The following is a 20,475-nucleotide window of genomic DNA, read 5'->3' as shown; positions in this document are numbered from 1 at the left end:
CCGAGCCAACCCGAAGGTGGCTGTGGTAACGCTTACTCAGCGCGTGGCGGCTTGCCACGGCTGCTGCCTGGACGCTTCGGCGCAGGCTTGCGCTTGTTCATCTCGCTAGGACGCTCTGCGACAGTAGAACGCCCCTTGCGTGGCGCCTCCTCGCGTGGCTGACGTGCTGGACGCTCGGTCGCACCGTCTTTGGCTGGACGCAGCGTACGCACACGTTCACCACGGCCAACTGGCTTGGACGATTTACGCTGCATCCGCTCAAGCTTGTCCTTGACCTTGGCTTTCATGGCCGGCATGGCGACTGGGGTCAGGCCCACTTCGGCAGCCAGGATATCCACTTCGCCCTGGCTCATTTCGCGCCAGCGGCCCATCGGCAGATCGGAGTTGAGGAACACCGGGCCGAAACGCACGCGCTTCAGGCGGCTGACCACCAGCCCCTGGGATTCCCACAGGCGACGAACCTCACGGTTGCGCCCTTCCATCACCACGCAGTGGTACCAATGGTTGAAGCCTTCACCGCCAGGCGCTTCCTGGATGTCGGTGAAACGTGCCGGGCCGTCTTCAAGCATGACGCCGTTTTTCAAACGGGTCAGCATGTCTTCGTCGACCTCACCACGCACACGCACCGCATACTCGCGGTCCATTTCGTAGGACGGGTGCATCAGGCGGTTGGCCAGTTCACCGTCAGTGGTGAACATCAACAGCCCCGTGGTGTTGATGTCGAGACGACCGATGTTGATCCAGCGGCCTTCCTTCGGGCGAGGCAGGCGGTCAAACACGGTCGGACGGCCTTCCGGGTCGTCACGGGTGCAGATCTCACCATCAGGCTTGTTGTACATGATCACGCGGCGCACGGTTTCGGACGCCTCTTCTCGCTTGATCAGGCGGCCATCGACCGAGATGGCGTCGTGCAGGTCGACGCGCTGGCCAAGGGTGGCTGCAACGCCATTGACCTTGATGCGACCTTCACCGATCCAGGCTTCCACATCACGACGCGAGCCCACGCCAATACGTGCGAGCACTTTTTGCAGTTTCTCGCCGGCTGGACGGGGTTGGGGTTCTTGCAGGTCTTGTTCACTCATCTGGGCACCTCCCGGTGTACTGAAAATCATGGTGTGGGCACACTGATGCCCAAACGGGCGCGAATGATACGCCGAACGCAGACGCGGCGCATCACAGACGCATTGAAAATCGCCGGCCAACGGGCATTTTCCGCTCGAAGGTGAGCTCAGTCCCGAGGCAAATCTTCGACAGATTCCGCTTCTTCAGCTGGCGGCGAGGGTTCATCGAGCAGGTCCTCGAAGTCGGTCTTGAGCCCCTCCTCCATCGAGTCGAGCTCAACCAGCAGGCTGTGAAAACTGGTTTCCTCGCGCTCGGCTTCGGGCTCGGCACTGGCATCCGCCAGCGCCTGCAGATGAGCAGGTACGGGAGCATCGTCCGGATCAAGCAGCGGCTCGGGTTCCATTTCCCTCAGTTCGGCCAGTGGCGGAAGCTGGTCGAGGCTCTTGAGGTTGAAATGATCGAGAAAGGCCTTGGTGGTAGCGAACATTGCGGGCCTACCCGGCACTTCCCGGTAGCCAACGACACGAATCCACTCGCGCTCCAACAAGGTCTTGGTGATGTTGCTGTTGACCGCCACACCGCGCACGTCTTCGATCTCGCCACGAGTGATGGGCTGGCGATAGGCGATCAGGGCCATGGTCTCCAGCAGCGCACGTGAATAGCGCTGCGGACGCTCTTCCCAAAGCCGCCCGACCCAGGGGGCATAGTCTTCGCGAATCTGCAGACGGTAGCCGGAGGCCACCTCCTTGAGTTCGAACGCACGGCCATTGCAGGACTTGCGCAGCACTTCCAAAGCCTTTTTGAAGACCGCAGGCTCCGGGCGCTCGGCTTCCTCGAACAGCTCAAAGAGCCGCTCCAGCGATTGCGGCTTGCCCGACGCCAACAGAAAGGCCTCAAGCAGGGGCGCCAGGTCCCGCGGGTCGTTCAGGTTCATTGCCATGCTCGTTGCTTGTAGGGGTTACTCGGCACGCGCCCGGACATGGATCGCGGCAAAGGGCTCATTTTGCACCAGTTCGATCAAGGATTCCTTGACCAGCTCAAGGATCGCCATAAAGGTCACTACAACACCCAGCTTGCCTTCTTCTGCCGTAAACAGCTCGACAAATGGCACGAAACCGCCGCCCTTGAGACGTTCAAGCACCTCGCTCATGCGTTCACGGGTGGACAGCGCCTCACGACTGACCTGGTGGCTCTCGAACAGATCGCCACGGCGCAGGACCTCGGCCATGGAGACCAGCAGCTCTTCAAGGCTGACATCAGGCAGCAACTTGCGCACCTTGGCTTGAGGCGCCTCAAGCCTGGGCACGATCACATCACGCCCCACGCGACTGAGCGCGTCAATGCCTTCGGCGGCGGCCTTGAAGCGCTCGTACTCCTGCAAGCGGCGAATCAACTCGGCGCGCGGGTCGTCTTCCTCGGCCTCGATCTCCGCCGAGCGCGGTAGCAGCATGCGCGACTTGATCTCGGCCAGCATCGCCGCCATGACCAGGTACTCGGCAGCCAACTCCAGGCGCACACTCTTCATCAACTCGACGTAACCCATGTACTGGCGTGTAATTTCGGCCACAGGGATGTCGAGAATGTCGATGTTCTGCTTGCGAATCAGATAGAGCAACAGGTCCAGAGGCCCTTCAAAGGCCTCAAGAAAGACCTCAAGCGCATCCGGCGGGATGTAAAGGTCCACCGGCATTTCGGTCAGGGCCTGGCCATAGACCAGCACCAGCGGCAACTCTTGCTGCGCCCCTGCCTGTGGATCGACCGGAGACTCGGTGATGACGGCCTGGCTCACGCTTCGACCAGAAAAGGGGCAGGGTCGCCGCAGCCCACGCGCACCACTTCCGGCTCGCCCTCAGCCAGATTGATGACTGTGGACGCCTTGAGGCCGCCAAAACCACCGTCGATGATCAGGTCGACATGGTGCTCCAGGCGCTGGCGCATTTCATATGGGTCAGTCATGGGTTCGTCATCACCCGGCAAGATCAGACTCACGCTCATCAAGGGCTCACCCAACTCTTCAAGCAGCGCCAGCATGATCGGATGATCCGGCACCCTGAGGCCGATGGTACGGCGCTTTTCATGCATCAATAACCGTGGCACTTCACGGGTAGCATTGAGGATAAAGGTGTATGGCCCCGGCACATGGGCCTTGAGCAAGCGAAAGGTACCGGTATCGATCTTGGCATACAGCCCCAACTGCGACATGTCACAACACAGCAGTGTGAAGTTGTGGTTTTTGTCCAGCTTGCGCAAATGCCGAACCCGTTCAATGGCATTTTTGTCGCCGATCTGGCAACCCATTGCATAGGCCGAATCGGTGGGGTAGATCACCACCCCCCCCTTTCGGATAATCTCCACGGCCTGCTTGATCAGGCGCGGCTGCGGATTCTCCGGATGAATCTGGAAAAATTGACTCACATTTTCTACCTGTTCAGACCGCGTCGTTAGGCTGCTCATGCTTGAATCGGCGCCATAGAGGCGGCAGATCCTCGGGCAATGGCCGGTAGACACCGATCTCCGACCAGGCGCCCGGACCATGGAAATCACTGCCGGCACTGGCCAGCAGACCGAATTCACGGGCCAGGATGGACATAGTGCCGACCTGTTCAGCTGGCATCATCCCATTCACCACTTCCAGCGCTTGCCCGCCTGCTTGAATATAGTCGGCAATCAGCCGACGGCGCTTGCTGCGCGTAAATTCATAGTGCAGCGGGTGCGCCAAACTCACCCAGGCGTCCGACTGACGCAAGGTTTCAACGGTGTCCTCCAGGCTCGGCCAATGCTGCTTGACGTCGCCCAGCTTGCCAGCCCCGAGCCATTTGCGAAACGCCTCTCCACGATCCTTGACGTAGCCGGCACGCACCAGAAATTCGGCAAAATGCGGTCGAGCCGGGGCATTGCCGCTGTCGCCGAGCTCCTTCTGAATGTCCCGTGCACCGTCCAGCGCCCCGGTCATGCCTTTCGCCGCCAACCGTCGGTCGATTTCCTCGGCACGTAACCAGCGCCCCTGATGCAACGCATCAACCGCTGCATTCAGCGGTGCGGCATCGAGTGGAAACCCATAGCCCAGCACATGAATGGTGGCACCGCCCCAGGTACAGGAAAGCTCTACGCCACTGACCCACTGCATGCCCAGCGCACGCGTGGCGGTACGCGCCTCAATTTGCCCTTCAAGGGTGTCGTGGTCGGTCAGGGCCAATGTCCGCACGCCGTGTTCATGAGCCCGGGCGACCAGAGCAGTGGGCGACAAGGCGCCATCGGAGGCCGTACTGTGGCAGTGCAGATCAACATTCATAGGTGGCGCTTTCGCTGTCATTGATGTTTGTTATTATGCCGTCACATCCTGCTTCTGGCTGCCACTGTGAAACAATTCATCGATTTCATCCCGCTGATCCTGTTCTTCATCGTCTACAAACTTGAACCCCGTGCCGTCGAAATTGCCGGCCACGCCTTCGAGCTGGGCGGTATCTATAGTGCTACAGCGATGCTGATCATCAGCTCGCTGGTAGTCTATGGCGCGTTGCTCATCCGTCAGCGCAAGCTGGAAAAAGGCCAATGGCTGACCCTGGTCGCCTGCCTGGTATTTGGCGGCCTGACACTGGCCTTCCATAGCGAGACCTTCCTGAAATGGAAAGCGCCAGTGGTGAACTGGCTGTTTGCGCTGGCCTTTGCCGGTAGCCACTTCGTCGGCGATCGCGTGCTGATCAAACGTATCATGGGGCACGCCCTGACGCTGCCGACCCCGATCTGGAACCGCCTAAACGTCGCCTGGATCTTCTTCTTCCTGTTCTGTGGCGCCGCCAACCTCTTCGTCGCATTCACGTTCCAGAGCTTCTGGGTCGACTTCAAGGTGTTTGGCAGCCTGGGCATGACCGTACTCTTCCTGGTCGGCCAGGGCGTGTACCTGTCCCGCCACCTGCACGACAGTGACACCACCACATCGAAAACCGAGGACTGACATGCTCTACGCCATCATCGCCAGTGACGTTGCCAACTCGCTGGAAATCCGCCTGGCTGCGCGCCCTGCTCACCTGGAGCGCCTGCAGCAACTCAAGGCTGAAGGCCGCGTCGTACTGGCCGGCCCGCACCCGGCCATCGACAGCAACGATCCCGGTGCAGCGGGCTTCAGCGGCAGCCTGATCGTCGCTGAGTTCGAGTCACTGAGCGCCGCCCAGGCCTGGGCTGACGCCGACCCGTACGTTGCCGCCGGGGTTTATGACAAGGTTGTGGTCAAGCCGTTCAAGCAAGTCCTGCCGTAATGCCTGAGGCGGTGCGCACAACAGCGCACCGCCTGCCAGCATGCCTTTCTAGCGCCAATCGCTCATCATTCTCGTTAAACGGCCGACAACCTCTGGAACACTCAAGTGGAATCAGGAGTTCCGATGCGTCAAGGTCCGTTGTCCCTGCTGCTGTCCCTGTTGCTGTTGAGCCCGCTTGCTCAGGCCGAAGAGGCCGCTGCCAGCACCCCGCTGTCACTCAGTGCCGGCAGCCAGATCACCGAGCTGCAACAGCGTTTGAAGGAAAGCGAAGCACAGCGCCAGGCGCTGACCCAACAACTGCAAACGCTCGACAACACACGCGAAAGCTCACAGCTGAGTGAACTTCGCCAGGAAAACCAGCGTTTGAAGGCTCAGGTCAAGGCGCTGCAAACCAACAGCCCGATAAAACTGTTGACCGATCAACAGCAATGGTTCGTGATTGGCGGTGGAGTTGCCCTCTTGGCAGCACTCTGCGGTATCTTTGCCAGCGGCAGCTACAGACGGCGCCGGCAATGGTTGAATTGAGTGAGACATGAGCGAGCTGTTACTGATCGATGATGACGAGGAGCTCTGCGAACTGCTGAGCAGTTGGCTGACCCAGGAAGGCTTTCAGGTGCGTGCCTGCCACGATGGCCAGAGTGCGCGCAAGGCCTTGGCCGAGTACGCGCCAGCCGCAGTGGTACTGGATGTGATGCTGCCCGACGGCAGTGGCCTTGAAGTGCTCAAGCAACTGCGCAGCGAACATGCCGAGCTGCCTGTGGTGATGCTGTCAGCTCGCGGCGAGCCACTCGACCGCATTCTCGGCCTGGAGCTGGGCGCCGACGACTACCTCGCCAAACCCTGTGACCCTCGAGAACTGACTGCGCGCCTGCGCGCCGTGCTGCGACGCAGCCACCCGGCAGCGCCACCCAGCCAGCTGGAAATCGGTGACCTGAGCTTCAGCCCGGCCCGTGGTGTCATCAGCATCGACGAACATGAGCAAACCCTGACCCTCTCCGAAAGCCGCATTCTCGAAGCCCTGCTGCGTCAGCCCGGCGAGCCGCTGGAAAAACAGGAGCTTGCACAGATCGCCCTCGGACGAAAACTTACGCTCTACGACCGCAGCCTGGACATGCACGTCAGCAACCTGCGCAAAAAGCTGGGCCCACACCCGGATGGCCGCCCGCGAATTGTCGCACTGCGTAGCCGTGGCTATTACTACAGCCTCTAATGTCAGGCCGACGCCAACGACTCTTTACCCAAGCTTTACGCTTGCCTGACCGCCGCTGACCTTGATCTCCCTACACTGAGCACATCCGGCCACTACCGGCTTCAGACAAGGAGACTCACCATGCGCAAGACCCTGATCGCCCTGATGCTCGCTGCGACCCTGCCAACGGTCGCCATGGCCATGCCCGAGGGCGGCCCGCACCAAGGCGAACACCACCGCGGCGGCGCGCCCTTTGCCCAACTGGACCTGACCCACGAGCAACGCCAACAGGTCCGCAAGCTGATGGGCGAACAAATGAAAGAGCGTCACGAAATCACCCAGCGCTACCTGGAGAAACTCCCGGCAGCCGATCAAAAAGCCATGAAAGACGAGTTGAAGGCCAAGGAAGACAAAACCCAGGCTGACATTCGTGCACTGCTCAAACCCGACCAGCAAAAGCAGTTCGACGAAATGAAGAAGAAAGAGGCTGAGCGCCGCGCCGAGTGGAACGAGTTCAAAGCCTGGAAAGCTGAAAAAGCCACCAAGGCCCAGTAAGCTGTGCCACAACTGCCCGGTCTGCCACCGCACACCGGGCATTTTCCGTTAGAGGTGCCTCCTTTGCGTTCATTGTTCTGGCGCATCCTTGCCAGTTTTTGGCTAGCCATCACGCTGGTTGCCGGCCTGTCGATCCTGTTGGGCCACATGCTGAACCAGGACGCCTGGATTCTCAGCCGTCATCCTGGGCTGAACACACTGGCCAAAAACTGGACCGAACGCTATGAACGGGACGGCCCGGAAGTCGCTCAGGACCTGCTGGAACAGCGAAAACGGCAATATCACATCGACGTCCAGGTGCTGAACGACGGTGGAGATGCTGTCGTCCCCGGGACCTTCCCGCGCCGCGCCGCCGCCTTTGAGGCTCGTCGCCACAATGATGAACGGCAACTCCCCTGGCGTCGCCTCACAGAGGAGTACACCAGCCCCGACACGGGCGACACCTACCTGCTGATCTACCGAATCCCCCACCCTGAGCTCGACGCCTGGCACCGCGAAAGCCTGCTCTGGCCATTGAGCGCATTGGGCATTGCACTGGTCGTGCTGACCCTGTTCAGCCTGCTGGTGACCCTGTCGATCACTCGCCCACTGGGCAGGCTGCGCGGCGCAGTACATGACCTGGGGCAAACCACCTACCAACAGAACAGCCTGGCTCGACTGGCCAGCCGACGTGACGAGTTTGGCGTACTGGCCAACGACTTCAACCGTATGGGCGCACGTCTGCAAAGCCTGATAGGCAGCCAGCGCCAACTACTGCGTGATGTGTCGCACGAACTGCGCTCGCCACTGGCACGCCTGCGCATCGCTCTGGCCCTTGCAGAGCGCGCCGGGCCGGAACAACGCGAAGCGCTATGGCCGCGACTGACCCGTGAATGCGACCGACTGGAAGCCCTGATCAGTGAAATACTGGCATTGGCCCGTGTCGATGCCGAACAGGCCAAAGCCGAGCCGATTGACCTCTCGGCGCTGCTGCTGAACGTACAGAAGGATGCACTGCTCAATGCACCAGAGCAGGACATACACCTGGACAGTGAGCCCGGGCTGACCCTTCAAGGCTGGCCGACACTGCTGGAGCGTGCGCTGGACAATCTGTTGCGCAATGCCCAACGCTTCAACCCACCCGGGCAGCCTATTGAGCTCAAGGCCACTGGTGACAGTGAACGGATCGTCATCAGCGTGCGTGACCATGGCCCCGGTGTAGCCGGCGAACACCTGGAACAACTGGGTAAACCATTCTTCCGAGCCCCCGGGCAAAGCGCAGCAGGTCATGGCCTGGGGCTGGCCATTGCACGGCGAGCAGTGGAGCGTCATGGCGGCAGCCTCACACTGGGCAATCATCCGCAAGGCGGCTTTGTAGCAACCCTGACGTTACCGTCGCAAGGTGCTGCACAGTAACCTCATCGGGTTACTGGCAGCACAGAACGACTTAGCTCGGCATCGACCAGGCGCTGACGAAGTCCTCGGTGGCCAGTATCGGCGCTGTACGGGGTTCGTTCTGAGGCGTGCCCAGGTACAGGAAGCCAAGAACCTCCTCCCCTTCGGCCAAGCCCAGCCCCTTGGCCACATGGGCGCTGTAGGACAGATCACCGGTACGCCACACCGCGCCAATCCCCTGAGCATAAGCCGCCAACAGAATACCGTACGCCGCGCATCCTGCGGCCAGGCGTTGCTCCGACTTGGGCACCTTGAAGTGGTCCTGCAAACGGGCAATGACCACGATCAGCAGTGGCGCCCGCAAGGGCATGGCACGGGCTTTGTCCAGCGTCGCCGGGGTCGCATCACCCTTGAGCTCGGTCGCCTCGACCAACAGCTGCCCCAGTTGTTCGCGAGCCGCGCCTTCGACGGTGAGAAATCGCCATGGCCGCAGTTGACCGTGATCGGGGGCACGCAAGGCTGCCTGAAACAGCGCCTCACGCTGTGCAGCATTCGGTGCCGGCTCCACCAGGCGTGGAACGGAAACACGGTTGAGCAATGCGTCGAGAGCCTCCATCGGCTACCCCCTGTAATTAAATGTGAGGCTATTCTAGCGTTTACATAAAAAGGTCCATAGGTAGAATGGCGCCTTTCCGCATCGAGTCAGAGCAGATCACATGGCGTTGCCGACCTTAAGGATCATTGGTTTCATTATCGGCATCTTCCTGATTACTCTGGCAATCAGCATGGTCGTGCCCATGGCCACCCTGGTGCTTTTCGAGCGCACCGGCGACCTGACCTCATTCCTCTGGGCCAGCCTGATCACCTTTCTGGCCGGCCTGGCACTAGTCGTTCCCGGACGCCCGGAGCACGTGCAACTGCGCCCACGGGACATGTATCTGCTTACCGTCAGCAGTTGGCTGGTGGTGTGTATCTTTGCTGCATTGCCCTTTCTGCTGACCCAGCACATCAGCTACACCGACGCATTTTTCGAAAGCATGTCGGGCATCACTGCCACCGGTGCCACCGTACTCAGCGGCCTGGACACCATGTCGCCAGGCATTTTGATCTGGCGCTCGCTGTTGCACTGGCTTGGCGGTATCGGCTTCATCGCAATGGCTGTGGCGATTCTCCCGTTGCTGCGTATCGGTGGTATGCGCCTGTTCCAGACCGAGTCGTCGGACCGCTCGGAAAAGGTCATGCCGCGCTCACACATGGTCGCCAAGTCGATTGTCATGGTTTACGTCGGTTTCACCACCCTCGGCGCCCTGGCGTTCTGGCTCGCCGGCATGAACCCGTTCGACGCCATCAACCACGCCATGTCGGCCATTTCCACCGGAGGTTTCTCCACCTCCGACCAGTCTCTTGCCAAGTGGGACATACCCGCCGTGCATTGGGTTGCCGTGGTGGTGATGATCCTCGGCAGCCTGCCCTTCACCCTGTATGTCGCAACGCTGCGCGGCAACCGCAAGGCACTGTTCAGAGATCATCAGGTTCGCGGGTTGCTCGGCTTGTTGCTGGTCACCTGGGCGGTACTGGGCACCTGGTACTGGGCCACGACCAGTCTCCACTGGCTCGAAGCCCTGCGCCATGTAGCGCTGAACGTGACATCCGTGGTGACCACCACCGGTTTTGCCTTGGGCGACTACAGCCTCTGGGGCAACTTCTCGCTGATGCTGTTTTTCTACCTCGGCTTTATCGGCGGCTGCTCAGGTTCGACCGCTGGCGGGATCAAGATCTTCCGCTTTCAGGTCGCCTATACCCTGCTCAAGGCCAACCTGAATCAACTGATCCACCCCCGCGCGGTGATCAAACAGAAGTACAACGGGCATCGTCTCGACGAAGAGATCGTGCGCTCGATTCTGACCTTTTCGTTCTTCTTCGCCACCACGATCTGTGTCATTGCCTTGGCCTTGTCGTTGCTGGGCGTAGAGTGGATGACCGCTCTGACCGGTGCAGCAGCCACCGTTTCAGGCGTTGGGCCGGGACTGGGCGAGACCATCGGCCCTTCCGGCAACTTCTCCAGCCTTCCGGATGCGGCGAAATGGATTCTGGCGGGCGGCATGCTGCTCGGCCGCCTGGAAATCATCACGGTGCTGGTGCTGTGCATGCCAGCGTTCTGGCGTCATTGACCCGCTAAGCGCTCGGCACACACCCACTCAGGCGGGCCCGATACTCTCCGGGCGTCTCATCAAACCAGCGGCGGAAAGCCCGAAAAAAGTTGCTCGGGTCAGCAAACCCCAGCAGATAGGCCGCTTCTAGCAACGTCATGCCCGGCTGGGCGAGGTACTGCTCAGCCAACTCACGGCGGGTGTCATCGAGCAAGGCCTGGAAGCTGGTGCCTTCTTCCTGCAATCGTCGCTGCAAGGTGCGCTGGGACAGGTGAAGCGCCTGGGCAACCATCTCCCGTTTCGGCTCGCCCTGAGGCAACATCCTGCATAGCACCTGACGGGCCCGATGCGTTACGCGGCTCTCGGAAAACCGCGCCAGGTACTCACCCGCGAAACGATCATGCAAGGCAGCCATGGCCTCGTTGGCGGTGGGCAATGGCGCTTCCATGTCTTTGCGCTCGAAAATCAACGCATTGTGCTCGGCACCAAACACCAGCGGGGCCTGGAAGGCCTGGCGATAGGGCTCCTGATCGACAGGCTCCGGACCATGGATCAACACCCGCCGCAACTGGATAGGACGACCGCTGAGCCAACTGGACAGCGACAAGGCACACGCCAACGAGGCTTCGGCGCTATGCCGGGTCGGCGGCAGGTGATCGCCATGCACCGTCAGCACCAATGCATAACCCTCAGGCTCCAGGCGAAACGCCAGATCGGAGCTTTCAGCAATGATTCGTTGATAACGCACCAGACGCTCGAACCCCTCCGCCAGGGTTCGACTGGACATCAACGCATAGCCGACGACGTGAAAGGAAGCCGGGCGCACCACACGGGCCAGGTTCAGGCCAATCGCCTGATTGCCGGACAGCTCCACTGCCAACTGCCAAAGGCGGGTCATGGAGTCCTGTGGAAAGCGCGCGTCGGGGTCATCCAACGCCGCAAAATCCAGACCAAGCTGGGCAAACATGGCACGACAATCGAGCCCTTCCAACTCAAGTGCCTTGACGATTCCCGTTGCCCAGCTTGCTGAAGTGGTTCTTACGCTCATGGCTGGCTTCTTTTAAGTTCACATACCGCGATGCGGTGAACCAGAAGGATACTAAAACGGCGCCTATTGTCACTGGCTGATGTAGCTAATGACTCTAGACTCAATTCAGGCTCCACGTCGTGTACCGTGGCCATATCCGATAAACCAAGGAAGCGTTATCGTGAACAGCCCTCAGCATTTCAGCAGTTTTGCCGAGTTCTACCCCTACTATCTGGGGGAGCATAGCAACACTGTCTGTCGCCGCCTGCACTTTATCGGCACCAGCCTGGTCATCGCGCTGGCAGCCTACACGGTGGCCACTGGCAACTGGGCGCTGCTGCTGACGCTACCTGTTGCAGGTTACGGATTCGCATGGGTCGGGCATTTCTTTTTTGAAAAAAACCGTCCGGCCACGTTCAGCCATCCGCTCTACAGCTTGATTGGCGATTTCGCGATGTACCGCGACATGCTGCGTGGCAAGATCACTTTCTAGCCCGGTGTTCCCGGCAAACTCGATTGTGCTGCTGAAAAGCGTGCCAGCCACCAAGAGATGTAAACTACGCTGCTGCACTTCGAGGAAGCATCGATGAGCGCCGGCTCGATATTTACGCTGCGTCACTACAGTCATGACCTGATTGCCCACAGCCATGAGCACCCACAACTGGTGTTCGGTCTGCGCGGCCGCCTGGACTTCGAAGTCGAGGGACACGCAGGGCAAATCGAGCGTCAGGGGTTAATGGTGGTGCCCTCTGGCGCACATCACACCTGTGGCAGCCCCCAGGGCAGTCACTGCCTTGTACTGGATGTACCGGTGGGTCAATGGCTGGGGAAACGCCTTGGCGAGCACGCCGAAGCTAGCCAACGCCTGCTGGATCACCCCGGCGCAATCAACCTGAACAACCGCCAGCAGCAACTGGTCGACTGGCTGGCAGCAAGCCCAGTGAACGACCCGGTGATTGCCCAGCAGGGTGCTGTCTTGCTATTGGCCAGCCTCAGTGACGCCGCAACAACGCATGTGCCTGAGCGCCTGCTGCCCTACGCAGCCTTCGATGCCCACATTGAGCAGTATGCTGCCTACCCGCTGCAGGTAGCCGACTTGGCAAGGCTCGCCGGGTTGTCCAGTGCGCGACTGCACGCACGATTCATGGCCGAGTGCGCCATGACCCCGATGGACTATATTCGCCAGCGCCGCCTGATAAAGGCTCGCCATCTACTGAGAAGCACAACGCTGCCTATCGGTGAGATTGCCTGTCGCGTTGGTTACAGTTCGCAAAGCGCATTCGCTGCCGCCGTACTCAAGGTATTTGGTTGCACGCCTGGCGCATTGCGCCGAGAGCCCGGCGACAACTGACGCGAGGATCGCGACAGACAGGCAGCACAACCGACTTTTACACTGAGCAGGCTGCCTCACTCAAACAACAAGGACCTCCATGAATCACCGCACCGCCCTGGGCGCCTTGCATATTGGCGCGCTGTTTTTCGGCCTGACTGGCGTGTTTGGCAAGCTTGCCAGCGCCGCACCGTCGATCATCGTCTTTGGCCGAGCGGTGTTCGCGGTAGCGGCACTGGCTGCGTTCACAGCCCTCGCCGGGCAAGGCTGGATCCGCTTGCGGAATCAGGACTGGCAACGGCTCACACTCGGCGGAGTACTGCTGGCGGGGCACTGGGTCAGCTTCTTCATTGCCGTAAAGGTCGCCGGCGTCTCGATCGCCACCCTGGGCTTTGCCAGCTTTCCGGCCTTTACCATCATCCTTGAAGGCCTGCTGTTTCGCGAACGCATCCGTGGCAACGAGGTACTTTTGGTAGCGCTGGTCAGCCTTGGCCTGATTCTGGTCACCCCCGACTTCAACCTTGCCAGCGAAGCCACCGGCGGCCTGCTGTGGGCGTTACTTTCCGGGCTGCTGTTTTCATTGCTGTCGCTGATCAATCGCGCCAATTCCGGACGCGTCCCGGCAGTCCAGGCTGCCCTCTGTCAAAACGCCGTGGTCGCCCTGTGCCTGCTGCCTCTGGCGGCACCGGAAATCAGCGCGGTACCTGCACTGGACTGGCTGTGGATTGGCCTGCTCGGGGTGTTCTGCACAGGCGTTGCCCACAGCCTGTTCGTCGCCAGCCTCGCGGTCATCAAGGCTCGCACTGCGGCGGTGGTCTTTGCCATGGAGCCGGTCTACGGCATTGCCATGGCCTGGATGATTTTCGCAGAGACGCCCACACCGCGCATGCTCATGGGCGGTGTGCTGATCATTCTCGCCATTGTCGTATCCAGTCGCATGGCCACAGGCCGCCAAGGCAAGAAGCTCAAGGCCGCCGAGAGCGCCTGATCAAGGCCGGTCACTGTGCCCCAGGTCGCGCTGCGGATCGATCTGGTCGCGTACACGCTGCTTGAGCACTTTGGCCTCAGGGAAACCGCCATCGGCCTTGCGCTCCCAGATCTGCACACCGTCGCAGGTGATGCGAAAGGCGCCTCCCGTGGCCGGCTCAAGCGCCACCCGCGACAGGTCATCGCTGAAGGTACTGAGCAGTTCCTGAGCCAGCCAGGCAGCACGAAGCAGCCACTGGCACTGAGTGCAATAGGTGATGACGATTTCAGGCTTGTGCAGGGTCATGCGGGTACTGTCTCCTGACCGATGACTAGGACTTCTCCAGGTTTGCCAGAATGCGTGCATGCACACGCATGCAGATGCTCAACTCCTCTTCATCGACCCCCGTGAACAGCTCGGCACGCAAGGCATTGGCGATGGTTTCGATCTGTTCGATCAGAGGTTTGGCGGGAGGGCAGAGCAAAATTTTCTTCGCCCGGCGATCCTCCAGGACTGCCTGACGACGCACCAGGCCCTGGGCCTCCAGGCTATCGAGCAAACGGGCCAGGGTCGGTCCCTCGACGCCAACACTCTGCGCAAGTTCGCGTTGAGTTGGTGCCTCTTCGAAACGGGCCAGGTGCAGCAGCACCAGCCAACGCGCTTGCGAAAGGTTCAATCCGGCCAAGCGGCGATCCAGTTCGGCGCGCCAGCCACGGGACATCTGCGCCAGCTGCATCCCAAAGCGGTGGTGATCGGTCAACGGCATAACACACTCATCATCAAAAACAATTATTAGTCAGCTAACCATGACCGAGCCCCTTAGGCAAGGCTCTGACACCAGGCATTTTGTCCAACAATCGTTATAAATGATGACACTAGCGGTGTTTTACATCTCAAATTCAGCGGCCAGGGCAGCCCGAACGCAGTACAACACCCCTTCGGGCACCCGCGCCCCGAACTGCCCGGCAATCGCCGAAACTGGCGGCAACTCCCCCTCGCCATCAAGGAACGCGTCCTGAAGCTCAAGCAACAGGTCTTCCGGCAAGTCCAGCGCCTGCTCCAGTGACAGTTCCTGACGACCAATGGCTTCGGCCAGCAGGCTGTAGACGTTTTTTTCACTGCATTGCAGTTGGCCGGCGATCTGGATCGGTGTCATGCCGGCACGGGCCAGGGTTACCAACTCGTGACGCAGATCGACCACAACCCTGGGCGTTTCAGCCTCGCCACCAAGCACCTCAAGGAAAGCCTGACCATAGCGCTCCAGCTTACGCGCACCGACACCACTGACCCGGGCCATTTCGCTCAGGCTGCTCGGTTGGCTGCGCAGCATTTCGAGCAACGTCGAGTCGGGGAAGATCACGTAAGGCGGTACGCCATGCTCCTCGGCCAACTTGCGCCGCAGCGCACGCAGGGCCTCCCATTGCTCGCGCTCTTCACCACGCACCAACTGGCTCGCCGGGCTGCCGGAGCTGCCAGTGCCTTTGCTGGTCTGCGGTTTGAGATCTCGACGCAGCTCCAGGTTGACCTCGCCACGCAGTAACGGGCGGCAACTGTCGGAAAGGCGCAGGCCGCCATACCCTTCAAGGTCGATATCAGCCAGGCCTCGGGCAACCAGTTGACGGAACAGCGAGCGCCACTCCCCTTCCTGGCGCGCCTTGCCGACGCCAAATACCGACAACTGTTGATGGCCAAAACTACGCACTTTTTCGTTATCACGACCGAGCAATACGTCGATCAAATGGCCAACACCATAGCGCTGCCCCGTACGGTAGATGGCCGAAAGGGCCTGGCGTGCCGGCTCGGTCGCGTCCCAGGTCTGTACGCTGTCAACGCAGTTGTCACAATGACCACATGGCTGCTGAAGTTCTTCGTCGAAGTAGTTCAGCAATATCTGACGCCGACAGCGGGTTTCCTCGCACAAGGCCAGCATGGCGTCGAGCTTGTGCTGCTCGATGCGCTTGTGGCGCTCATCACCCTCGGAGTTTTGCAGCATCTGCTTGAGCATCACCATGTCCTGCAGGCCGTAGGCCATCCAGGCATCGGCGGGCAGCCCGTCACGGCCGGCGCGACCGGTTTCCTGATAGTAGGCCTCCAGTGACTTGGGCAAGTCGAGGTGAGCGACAAAACGCACGTTGGGCTTGTCGATACCCATGCCGAACGCAATGGTCGCGACCATGATCAGGCCCTCCTCGTTGAGGAAGCGCCGCTGGTTGCTGGCACGGGTTTCAGCGGGAAGACCGGCATGGTAGGGCAAGGCCGGGAAGCCCTGATCACAGAGGAAGGCTGCAACATCGTCGACTTTCTTTCGCGACAGGCAGTAGACAATACCGGCGTTGCCACGGCGCTCGCCAAGGAACGCCATCAACTGCTTGCGTGGCTGCTCCTTGGGCACTATGCGATAGAAAATGTTCGGCCGATCGAAACTCGACAGAAAGCGCTCGGCATTCTGCAAATGCAGACGGGTAACGATTTCCTCGCGGGTACGCATGTCGGCCGTGGCCGTCAGGGCAATACGCGGCACGTGCGGAAACAGTTCGGCCAACTGCCCCAGTTGCAGGTACTCCGGACGGAAATCGTGGCCCCATTGCGATACGCAGTGCGCCTCGTCAATCGCGAACAGCGCAATCTCCAGGTCGCGCAGGAAATCCAGCATACGCGGCTGAACCAGACGCTCAGGCGCCAGGTAGAGCATCTTGATTTCGCCGCGCCGGATCTTCCCGGCCAGCTCGCGCTGCTGCTCGGCACTCAGGGTCGAGTTCAGCGAGGCAGCCGCCACCCCCAGCTCATCGAGGGTTGCAACCTGGTCTTCCATCAGGGCAATCAGGGGCGAGACAATCACCGCCAGACCATTGCGCAGCAACCCTGGCACCTGATAGCAGAGCGACTTGCCACCGCCGGTAGGCATCAGCACCAAGGCGTCCCCGCCCTTGGCCACACATTCGATGATCGCACCCTGGCGACCACGGAAACTGTCGTAGCCGAAGATATCCTTGAGGACGCGCTGAGCCTGTTCGAGCATAGAAACTCCAAAAATCGCAGAACCATCCTCGCCACAGGCTGGATGAAAAACCGATCCGCCTCATCCGAAAATGCGTAAGCGGCTTTTACCCCGGGACCGCCACGCAGGGCTCCCGACACAAAAGCCGAGCATTATACCCGAGCACCTGCCCGCGCAGGCGCCTCTACGATAGAGCGTCTTCCTTTGCATCGTTTGCACCGCAAGGTGCTAGAATTCATTATCGTTTATTCCCAAGGTAGCCCTGTAATGTCCTTCGCTGAGCAATTGAACCGCCTGCAAGCCTTCCTCGACGCCGACGAGTTGCATGAGGAAGCGCTGGACTACGTTGCCGCTCACGGCTACCTGACCGCGCTGTCGATCTGCGCCGAAGCCGTGCCCGAGCGTGAATGGATCGACGCCCTGTTCTCCGAAGAGCCGCATTACAAGGACGACGCCCAGCGCACCGAGATCGAAACGACGCTGATCAAGCTCAAGGAACACATCGCGCGCCAACTGGCCAGCGACGAGGAGTTCGAGCTGCCATGCGACCTGGACCTTGGCGACGAGCCGGACGACTCCGAGTTGCGCGGCTGGTGCATCGGTTTCATGGAAGGCGTATTCCTGCGTGAAGAAGCCTGGTTCGAGACCGCGGAAGAAGAAGTCAGCGAAATGCTGCTGCCGATCATGGTCGGTTCCGGCCTGTTCGACGAGCAGCCTGAATTTGCCGACATCGCCAGCGATGCCAACCTGATGGACGACATGATCGTGCAGATCCCCGAGGCGCTGACTGCGCTGTATCTGCTCTGCCATGCGCCAGACGAGAAGCCAGCGCTGCTCAAACCCCGCCACCACTGAGTTTTTACCGATGCGTTACCTGCTGCTGGCCATCGGCTGGCTCAGCGTTGCGCTGGGGGTGATCGGCATCTTCCTGCCGGTACTGCCGACCACCCCGTTTCTGCTGCTGGCAGCAGCCTGCTTTGCGCGCAGCTCGCCCCGTTTTCACGACTGGCTGATCAACCACGCCCAACTGGGCCCGTGGATTCGTGACTACCTCAACGGCGAAGGCATTCCCCTGAAAGGCAAGGTCTACGCCATCGGCCTGATGTGGGCAAGCATCAGCCTGTCCTGCTACTTCGTACCCTTGCCTTGGGCGCGTGGTTTCATGCTGACCAGTGCGGTGTTGGTCAGCGTCTACATCTTGCGTCAGAAAACCCTGGTTAAACGTTGACAGCCTATGCCATTGGCGGGAGCCGCCGCGCTTTGCACAAACACTCAGCGCACATGGTTACGCGCGTAGGTCTCACTGCCCATCGCCGCAATCTGCCCTTCGATCAGTGCGTCGAATGGCTTTAGCAACCCGTCAAACACGTCCGGCGCCTCGAGCACGTTCAATGCCTGCACCACCGCCTCCAGCGTCGATAACGCGCCTGGTTCCGGCGCCTTGCGCAACCGGTAACGCGACGGCTGAACGGTTGCCAGGCTGACCCTCGGCAGGCCCGCCAGCAACGGGTTCAGGTGCAACAACTTGCGTGCCTTGCGCCAGGTTCCGTCAGGCACTACCAGCAACCAGGGACGCGAGTCCTGGTCGTTACTGTAGGGGCCAAGCGCTTGCGCTTCATCGCCAGGGAATAGCACGGCAACCCGGTAACCGGGGGTCGCGATCAGATCGTGCAGGTCATCAAACACCTCGCCCACCCGCAACTCGGCATTGCGCAGGCCCAAGCCAGCCAGGCGAGCAGTGTTCAGAGCATGGCGGACTTCACTCGGGTGCTGCAAAAGCACGACGCGTGTACGGCTCTCAAGGCTGGGGATCAAGGGGCAAAGGCAGTGGTTTTGCGGTCGCAGGCAGCGCTCGCAGTTGATTCTGGACATCGATTTCTCCTGAGTGCACAAGTGTGCCACAACAGGCTCGAAAAGCTTACCCACATCCCTGTGGGTAGCCGGGGCTAGCGGTTGAAGCGTTCTGCCAGGCTGTACAGGTAATCAGCCATGTGTTCGAGGTCCTGACTGATCTCTGCTCCCTGCTTGGCCTGATCGGCGCTGTGGTCGCAGAGCTGGGCGATACGGGTAATCTGCTGATTGATGTCCTCGGCCACATGGCTTTGTTGCTCGGAAGCCGTGGCCATTTGTTGGCTCATGCCCGTAATGCGGCTCACGGCCTGGCTAATACCGACCAATGCTGATTGCACGGCCTCAACACGCTGCACACTGTCACGGGAAATCTGCTCGCCCTTGGTCGCGGTGCTCACGGCGCGCTCGGCACCGGAACGCAGCGAGGCAATGATCTGGTGGATTTCCTCGGTGGACGTACGGGTACGCTGGGCCAGCGAGCGAACCTCATCGGCCACGACCGCAAAGCCCCGCCCCTGCTCCCCCGCCCTGGCGGCCTCAATGGCCGCGTTCAGCGCCAGCAGGTTGGTCTGCTCGGCAATCGAGGTGATCACATCCACGACGCTGCCAATCGACTGGGTCTGGTCAGCCAAGGCATGCACTGCCACGCCAATGTTGTTGACCGCTTCGCTCATACTGCTCATCGCTTGCAAACTCTGCTGAGCCAGATCACTGCCCTGCTGAGTCAGCTTGTCAGCATCGGAAGCGGCAATGGCCGTGTTCTGCACATTGTGGGTCACCTCCTGAATCGTCGCAGCCATTTGCGCGATGGCCGTGGCGGACTGGTCGGTCTCATTGCGTTGACGATCGAGCATCTGCGCCTGGGAGCCCGACAAATCGGAAGATTGCGCCGCCCGCGCCTTGACCCCGACGCCCGCATCAACCAGCCGGGTCAGTGCGGTCTGCAGCCGGGCCTCCTCACTGATAATGGCCAGCTCCAACTGCCCCAGCAACCCCGCATTGTCACTGTAGGTCAGCGCAACCAGTGGGCTGGTGAAGGCTTTGGGGTGCTCAGCCAAAGTGCGCTTGATGGCGCGGTTCTGTCGCGATTCGGTCAGGTACCAAGCCGCAAGCAGGCTCGCCGCCAACACACCCAGCGCCGCGTATTGCGGCAACCACAGGTACCCTGCTGCCGACACGCCTCCTGCAACCAGCAATGGCCAGCCATGAGCCAACTGGGTGCCCAGCCGTGCAGCGACCGGTAGCGCCGAACGCCCTTGGCGCAAGCGCGCATACAATGCCGAGGCGCGGCGAATCTGCTCACGGCTCGGCACTGAACGTACCGACTCATAACCGCTGATCCGGCCATTTTCATAAATCGCTGTAACGTAGGCACTTACCCAGTAAAAATCGCCGTTCTTGGCCCTGTTCTTGACCACGCCCATCCAGGGCTTTCCCTGCTTGATGGTCTCCCACATATGAGCAAACACCGCAGGCGGCATGTCCGGATGACGTACCAGGTTGTGCGTCTGGCCTACCAGTTCCTCATTGGTAAAACCACTGATCGAGATAAAGGCATCGTTGCAGTAGGTAATGCGGCTGTTCAGGTCGGTGGTGGAGATTAGCCGCTGTTCATTGGGAAAGGTTCTTTCATGCTCAGTTACGGGCAAATTCATGCGCATCTGGGCGTTCCCTGCTTGGAGGAAAATGATAGAAAATCATCAAGCAAAGGAAGGT

General features: G+C 60.5%; 24 protein-coding genes. 12 read left to right on the top strand and 12 right to left on the bottom strand.

Translation table 11 applies throughout. From position 1 onward, the window contains the following. Positions 1-32: 32 nt before the first annotated feature. From rluB to ACZ9H3_RS21835, 5 genes are all read right to left on the bottom strand, one after another. On the bottom strand, positions 33-1,082 hold the full coding sequence (gene rluB, locus ACZ9H3_RS21855) for a 23S rRNA pseudouridine(2605) synthase RluB (protein WP_065760907.1): 1,050 nt from the start codon (positions 1,080-1,082) through the stop codon (positions 33-35). A 146-nt stretch (positions 1,083-1,228) separates the two neighbouring features. After that, positions 1,229-1,996 carry an SMC-Scp complex subunit ScpB gene (gene scpB, locus ACZ9H3_RS21850; protein WP_065760906.1) on the bottom strand — a complete coding sequence of 256 codons (768 nt, stop codon included), beginning with the start codon at positions 1,994-1,996 and terminating at the stop codon, positions 1,229-1,231. 24 nt (positions 1,997-2,020) lie between these two features. Then, a complete protein-coding gene (locus ACZ9H3_RS21845) occupies positions 2,021-2,752 on the bottom strand; it encodes a segregation and condensation protein A (RefSeq protein ID WP_176717454.1) in 732 nt (243 codons plus the stop codon). A gap of 95 nt (positions 2,753-2,847) precedes the next feature. Continuing rightward, positions 2,848-3,477, bottom strand: a complete 630-nt coding sequence (locus tag ACZ9H3_RS21840) for an L-threonylcarbamoyladenylate synthase (protein ID WP_099773872.1) — start codon at positions 3,475-3,477, stop codon at positions 2,848-2,850. Positions 3,478-3,490: 13 nt separating this feature from the next. Then, on the bottom strand, positions 3,491-4,354 hold the full coding sequence (locus tag ACZ9H3_RS21835) for a PHP domain-containing protein (RefSeq protein ID WP_102053095.1): 864 nt from the start codon (positions 4,352-4,354) through the stop codon (positions 3,491-3,493). Positions 4,355-4,420: 66 nt separating this feature from the next. Between ACZ9H3_RS21835 and ACZ9H3_RS21830 the strand changes: the two genes are divergently transcribed. The 6 genes from ACZ9H3_RS21830 to ACZ9H3_RS21805 all read left to right on the top strand — a co-directional run bounded on the left by ACZ9H3_RS21830 (position 4,421) and on the right by ACZ9H3_RS21805 (position 8,457). Further along, complete coding sequence (locus ACZ9H3_RS21830; RefSeq protein WP_330523531.1) at positions 4,421-5,017, top strand: septation protein A; 597 nt, start codon at positions 4,421-4,423, stop codon at positions 5,015-5,017. A gap of 1 nt (position 5,018) precedes the next feature. Beyond that, positions 5,019-5,318 (top strand): YciI family protein, encoded by a 300-nt coding sequence (locus ACZ9H3_RS21825; protein ID WP_102053097.1) that lies wholly within the window; start codon positions 5,019-5,021, stop codon positions 5,316-5,318. A 123-nt stretch (positions 5,319-5,441) separates the two neighbouring features. Beyond that, positions 5,442-5,843, top strand: a complete 402-nt coding sequence (locus tag ACZ9H3_RS21820) for an SH3 domain-containing protein (RefSeq protein ID WP_102053098.1) — start codon at positions 5,442-5,444, stop codon at positions 5,841-5,843. Positions 5,844-5,850: 7 nt separating this feature from the next. Next, positions 5,851-6,528, top strand: a complete 678-nt coding sequence (locus ACZ9H3_RS21815; protein WP_065760899.1) for a response regulator transcription factor — start codon at positions 5,851-5,853, stop codon at positions 6,526-6,528. A gap of 120 nt (positions 6,529-6,648) precedes the next feature. Beyond that, positions 6,649-7,062 (top strand): Spy/CpxP family protein refolding chaperone, encoded by a 414-nt coding sequence (locus tag ACZ9H3_RS21810; RefSeq protein ID WP_065760898.1) that lies wholly within the window; start codon positions 6,649-6,651, stop codon positions 7,060-7,062. A 63-nt stretch (positions 7,063-7,125) separates the two neighbouring features. Next, the gene (locus tag ACZ9H3_RS21805; RefSeq protein ID WP_330523530.1) at positions 7,126-8,457 is read left to right on the top strand and encodes a sensor histidine kinase; all 1,332 of its coding nucleotides are present in this window, start codon (positions 7,126-7,128) and stop codon (positions 8,455-8,457) included. A 31-nt stretch (positions 8,458-8,488) separates the two neighbouring features. On the opposite strand, the gene ACZ9H3_RS21800 is transcribed toward ACZ9H3_RS21805, so the two are convergent. After that, positions 8,489-9,052, bottom strand: coding sequence for a nitroreductase family protein (locus ACZ9H3_RS21800; protein WP_476222503.1), 564 nt, complete (start codon positions 9,050-9,052; stop codon positions 8,489-8,491). Between the two features lie 100 nt (positions 9,053-9,152). Here ACZ9H3_RS21800 and ACZ9H3_RS21795 point away from each other — a divergent pair, with 100 nt between their 5' ends. Beyond that, positions 9,153-10,607: a TrkH family potassium uptake protein gene (locus ACZ9H3_RS21795; protein ID WP_454240989.1), complete on the top strand. Its 1,455-nt coding sequence runs from the start codon at positions 9,153-9,155 to the stop codon at positions 10,605-10,607. A 4-nt stretch (positions 10,608-10,611) separates the two neighbouring features. Here ACZ9H3_RS21795 and ACZ9H3_RS21790 read toward each other — a convergent pair whose 3' ends face one another. Next, a complete protein-coding gene (locus tag ACZ9H3_RS21790) occupies positions 10,612-11,634 on the bottom strand; it encodes an AraC family transcriptional regulator (RefSeq protein WP_099773865.1) in 1,023 nt (340 codons plus the stop codon). A 160-nt stretch (positions 11,635-11,794) separates the two neighbouring features. Between ACZ9H3_RS21790 and ACZ9H3_RS21785 the strand changes: the two genes are divergently transcribed. The 3 genes from ACZ9H3_RS21785 (at position 11,795) to ACZ9H3_RS21775 (ending at position 13,931) form a co-directional block, all read left to right on the top strand. Then, entirely contained in the window at positions 11,795-12,106 is a 312-nt protein-coding gene (locus ACZ9H3_RS21785; protein ID WP_409279262.1) for an Mpo1-like protein, read from the top strand. Positions 12,107-12,199: 93 nt separating this feature from the next. After that, a complete protein-coding gene (locus tag ACZ9H3_RS21780) occupies positions 12,200-12,964 on the top strand; it encodes a helix-turn-helix transcriptional regulator (RefSeq protein WP_099773864.1) in 765 nt (254 codons plus the stop codon). A 79-nt stretch (positions 12,965-13,043) separates the two neighbouring features. Continuing rightward, positions 13,044-13,931, top strand: coding sequence for a DMT family transporter (locus tag ACZ9H3_RS21775; protein ID WP_476222499.1), 888 nt, complete (start codon positions 13,044-13,046; stop codon positions 13,929-13,931). Here the strand turns inward: ACZ9H3_RS21775 and ACZ9H3_RS21770 are convergent, their stop codons facing one another. From ACZ9H3_RS21770 to recQ, 3 genes are all read right to left on the bottom strand, one after another. Next, positions 13,932-14,216 (bottom strand): Rdx family protein, encoded by a 285-nt coding sequence (locus tag ACZ9H3_RS21770; protein ID WP_476222497.1) that lies wholly within the window; start codon positions 14,214-14,216, stop codon positions 13,932-13,934. A 25-nt stretch (positions 14,217-14,241) separates the two neighbouring features. Continuing rightward, positions 14,242-14,676 (bottom strand): MarR family transcriptional regulator, encoded by a 435-nt coding sequence (locus ACZ9H3_RS21765; RefSeq protein WP_065760890.1) that lies wholly within the window; start codon positions 14,674-14,676, stop codon positions 14,242-14,244. A 120-nt stretch (positions 14,677-14,796) separates the two neighbouring features. Next, the gene (recQ, locus tag ACZ9H3_RS21760; RefSeq protein ID WP_330523525.1) at positions 14,797-16,929 is read right to left on the bottom strand and encodes a DNA helicase RecQ; all 2,133 of its coding nucleotides are present in this window, start codon (positions 16,927-16,929) and stop codon (positions 14,797-14,799) included. Positions 16,930-17,175: 246 nt separating this feature from the next. On the opposite strand from recQ, the gene ACZ9H3_RS21755 reads away from it, so the two are divergent. Further along, a complete protein-coding gene (locus tag ACZ9H3_RS21755; protein WP_065760888.1) occupies positions 17,176-17,763 on the top strand; it encodes a UPF0149 family protein in 588 nt (195 codons plus the stop codon). A gap of 10 nt (positions 17,764-17,773) precedes the next feature. After that, positions 17,774-18,136, top strand: coding sequence for a YbaN family protein (locus ACZ9H3_RS21750; protein WP_454240983.1), 363 nt, complete (start codon positions 17,774-17,776; stop codon positions 18,134-18,136). Between the two features lie 44 nt (positions 18,137-18,180). Here ACZ9H3_RS21750 and ACZ9H3_RS21745 read toward each other — a convergent pair whose 3' ends face one another. Further along, positions 18,181-18,780 (bottom strand): tRNA-uridine aminocarboxypropyltransferase, encoded by a 600-nt coding sequence (locus tag ACZ9H3_RS21745; RefSeq protein ID WP_330523523.1) that lies wholly within the window; start codon positions 18,778-18,780, stop codon positions 18,181-18,183. Between the two features lie 74 nt (positions 18,781-18,854). Next, positions 18,855-20,414: a methyl-accepting chemotaxis protein gene (locus ACZ9H3_RS21740; protein WP_476222493.1), complete on the bottom strand. Its 1,560-nt coding sequence runs from the start codon at positions 20,412-20,414 to the stop codon at positions 18,855-18,857. Between the last annotated feature and the right edge of the window lie 61 nt (positions 20,415-20,475).

The organism is Pseudomonas sp. TE3910, from assembly GCF_056279025.1.
The sequence above is the reverse complement of the archived record's forward strand: the minus strand, read 5'-3'. Positions and strand labels throughout refer to the sequence as shown.

Coding starts and splice junctions, on each gene's coding strand:
- rluB (WP_065760907.1), bottom strand. CDS start 1,082: ATGAGTGAACAAGACCTGCAAGAACCCCAACCCCGTCCAGCCGGCGAG.
- scpB (WP_065760906.1), bottom strand. CDS start 1,996: ATGAACCTGAACGACCCGCGGGACCTGGCGCCCCTGCTTGAGGCCTTT.
- ACZ9H3_RS21845 (WP_176717454.1), bottom strand. CDS start 2,752: ATGCCGGTGGACCTTTACATCCCGCCGGATGCGCTTGAGGTCTTTCTT.
- ACZ9H3_RS21835 (WP_102053095.1), bottom strand. CDS start 4,354: ATGAATGTTGATCTGCACTGCCACAGTACGGCCTCCGATGGCGCCTTG.
- ACZ9H3_RS21825 (WP_102053097.1), top strand. CDS start 5,019: ATGCTCTACGCCATCATCGCCAGTGACGTTGCCAACTCGCTGGAAATC.
- ACZ9H3_RS21820 (WP_102053098.1), top strand. CDS start 5,442: ATGCGTCAAGGTCCGTTGTCCCTGCTGCTGTCCCTGTTGCTGTTGAGC.
- ACZ9H3_RS21815 (WP_065760899.1), top strand. CDS start 5,851: ATGAGCGAGCTGTTACTGATCGATGATGACGAGGAGCTCTGCGAACTG.
- ACZ9H3_RS21810 (WP_065760898.1), top strand. CDS start 6,649: ATGCGCAAGACCCTGATCGCCCTGATGCTCGCTGCGACCCTGCCAACG.
- ACZ9H3_RS21800 (WP_476222503.1), bottom strand. CDS start 9,052: ATGGAGGCTCTCGACGCATTGCTCAACCGTGTTTCCGTTCCACGCCTG.
- ACZ9H3_RS21795 (WP_454240989.1), top strand. CDS start 9,153: ATGGCGTTGCCGACCTTAAGGATCATTGGTTTCATTATCGGCATCTTC.
- ACZ9H3_RS21790 (WP_099773865.1), bottom strand. CDS start 11,634: ATGAGCGTAAGAACCACTTCAGCAAGCTGGGCAACGGGAATCGTCAAG.
- ACZ9H3_RS21780 (WP_099773864.1), top strand. CDS start 12,200: ATGAGCGCCGGCTCGATATTTACGCTGCGTCACTACAGTCATGACCTG.
- ACZ9H3_RS21775 (WP_476222499.1), top strand. CDS start 13,044: ATGAATCACCGCACCGCCCTGGGCGCCTTGCATATTGGCGCGCTGTTT.
- ACZ9H3_RS21770 (WP_476222497.1), bottom strand. CDS start 14,216: ATGACCCTGCACAAGCCTGAAATCGTCATCACCTATTGCACTCAGTGC.
- ACZ9H3_RS21765 (WP_065760890.1), bottom strand. CDS start 14,676: ATGCCGTTGACCGATCACCACCGCTTTGGGATGCAGCTGGCGCAGATG.
- recQ (WP_330523525.1), bottom strand. CDS start 16,929: ATGCTCGAACAGGCTCAGCGCGTCCTCAAGGATATCTTCGGCTACGAC.
- ACZ9H3_RS21755 (WP_065760888.1), top strand. CDS start 17,176: ATGTCCTTCGCTGAGCAATTGAACCGCCTGCAAGCCTTCCTCGACGCC.
- ACZ9H3_RS21750 (WP_454240983.1), top strand. CDS start 17,774: ATGCGTTACCTGCTGCTGGCCATCGGCTGGCTCAGCGTTGCGCTGGGG.
- ACZ9H3_RS21745 (WP_330523523.1), bottom strand. CDS start 18,780: ATGTCCAGAATCAACTGCGAGCGCTGCCTGCGACCGCAAAACCACTGC.
- ACZ9H3_RS21740 (WP_476222493.1), bottom strand. CDS start 20,414: ATGAATTTGCCCGTAACTGAGCATGAAAGAACCTTTCCCAATGAACAG.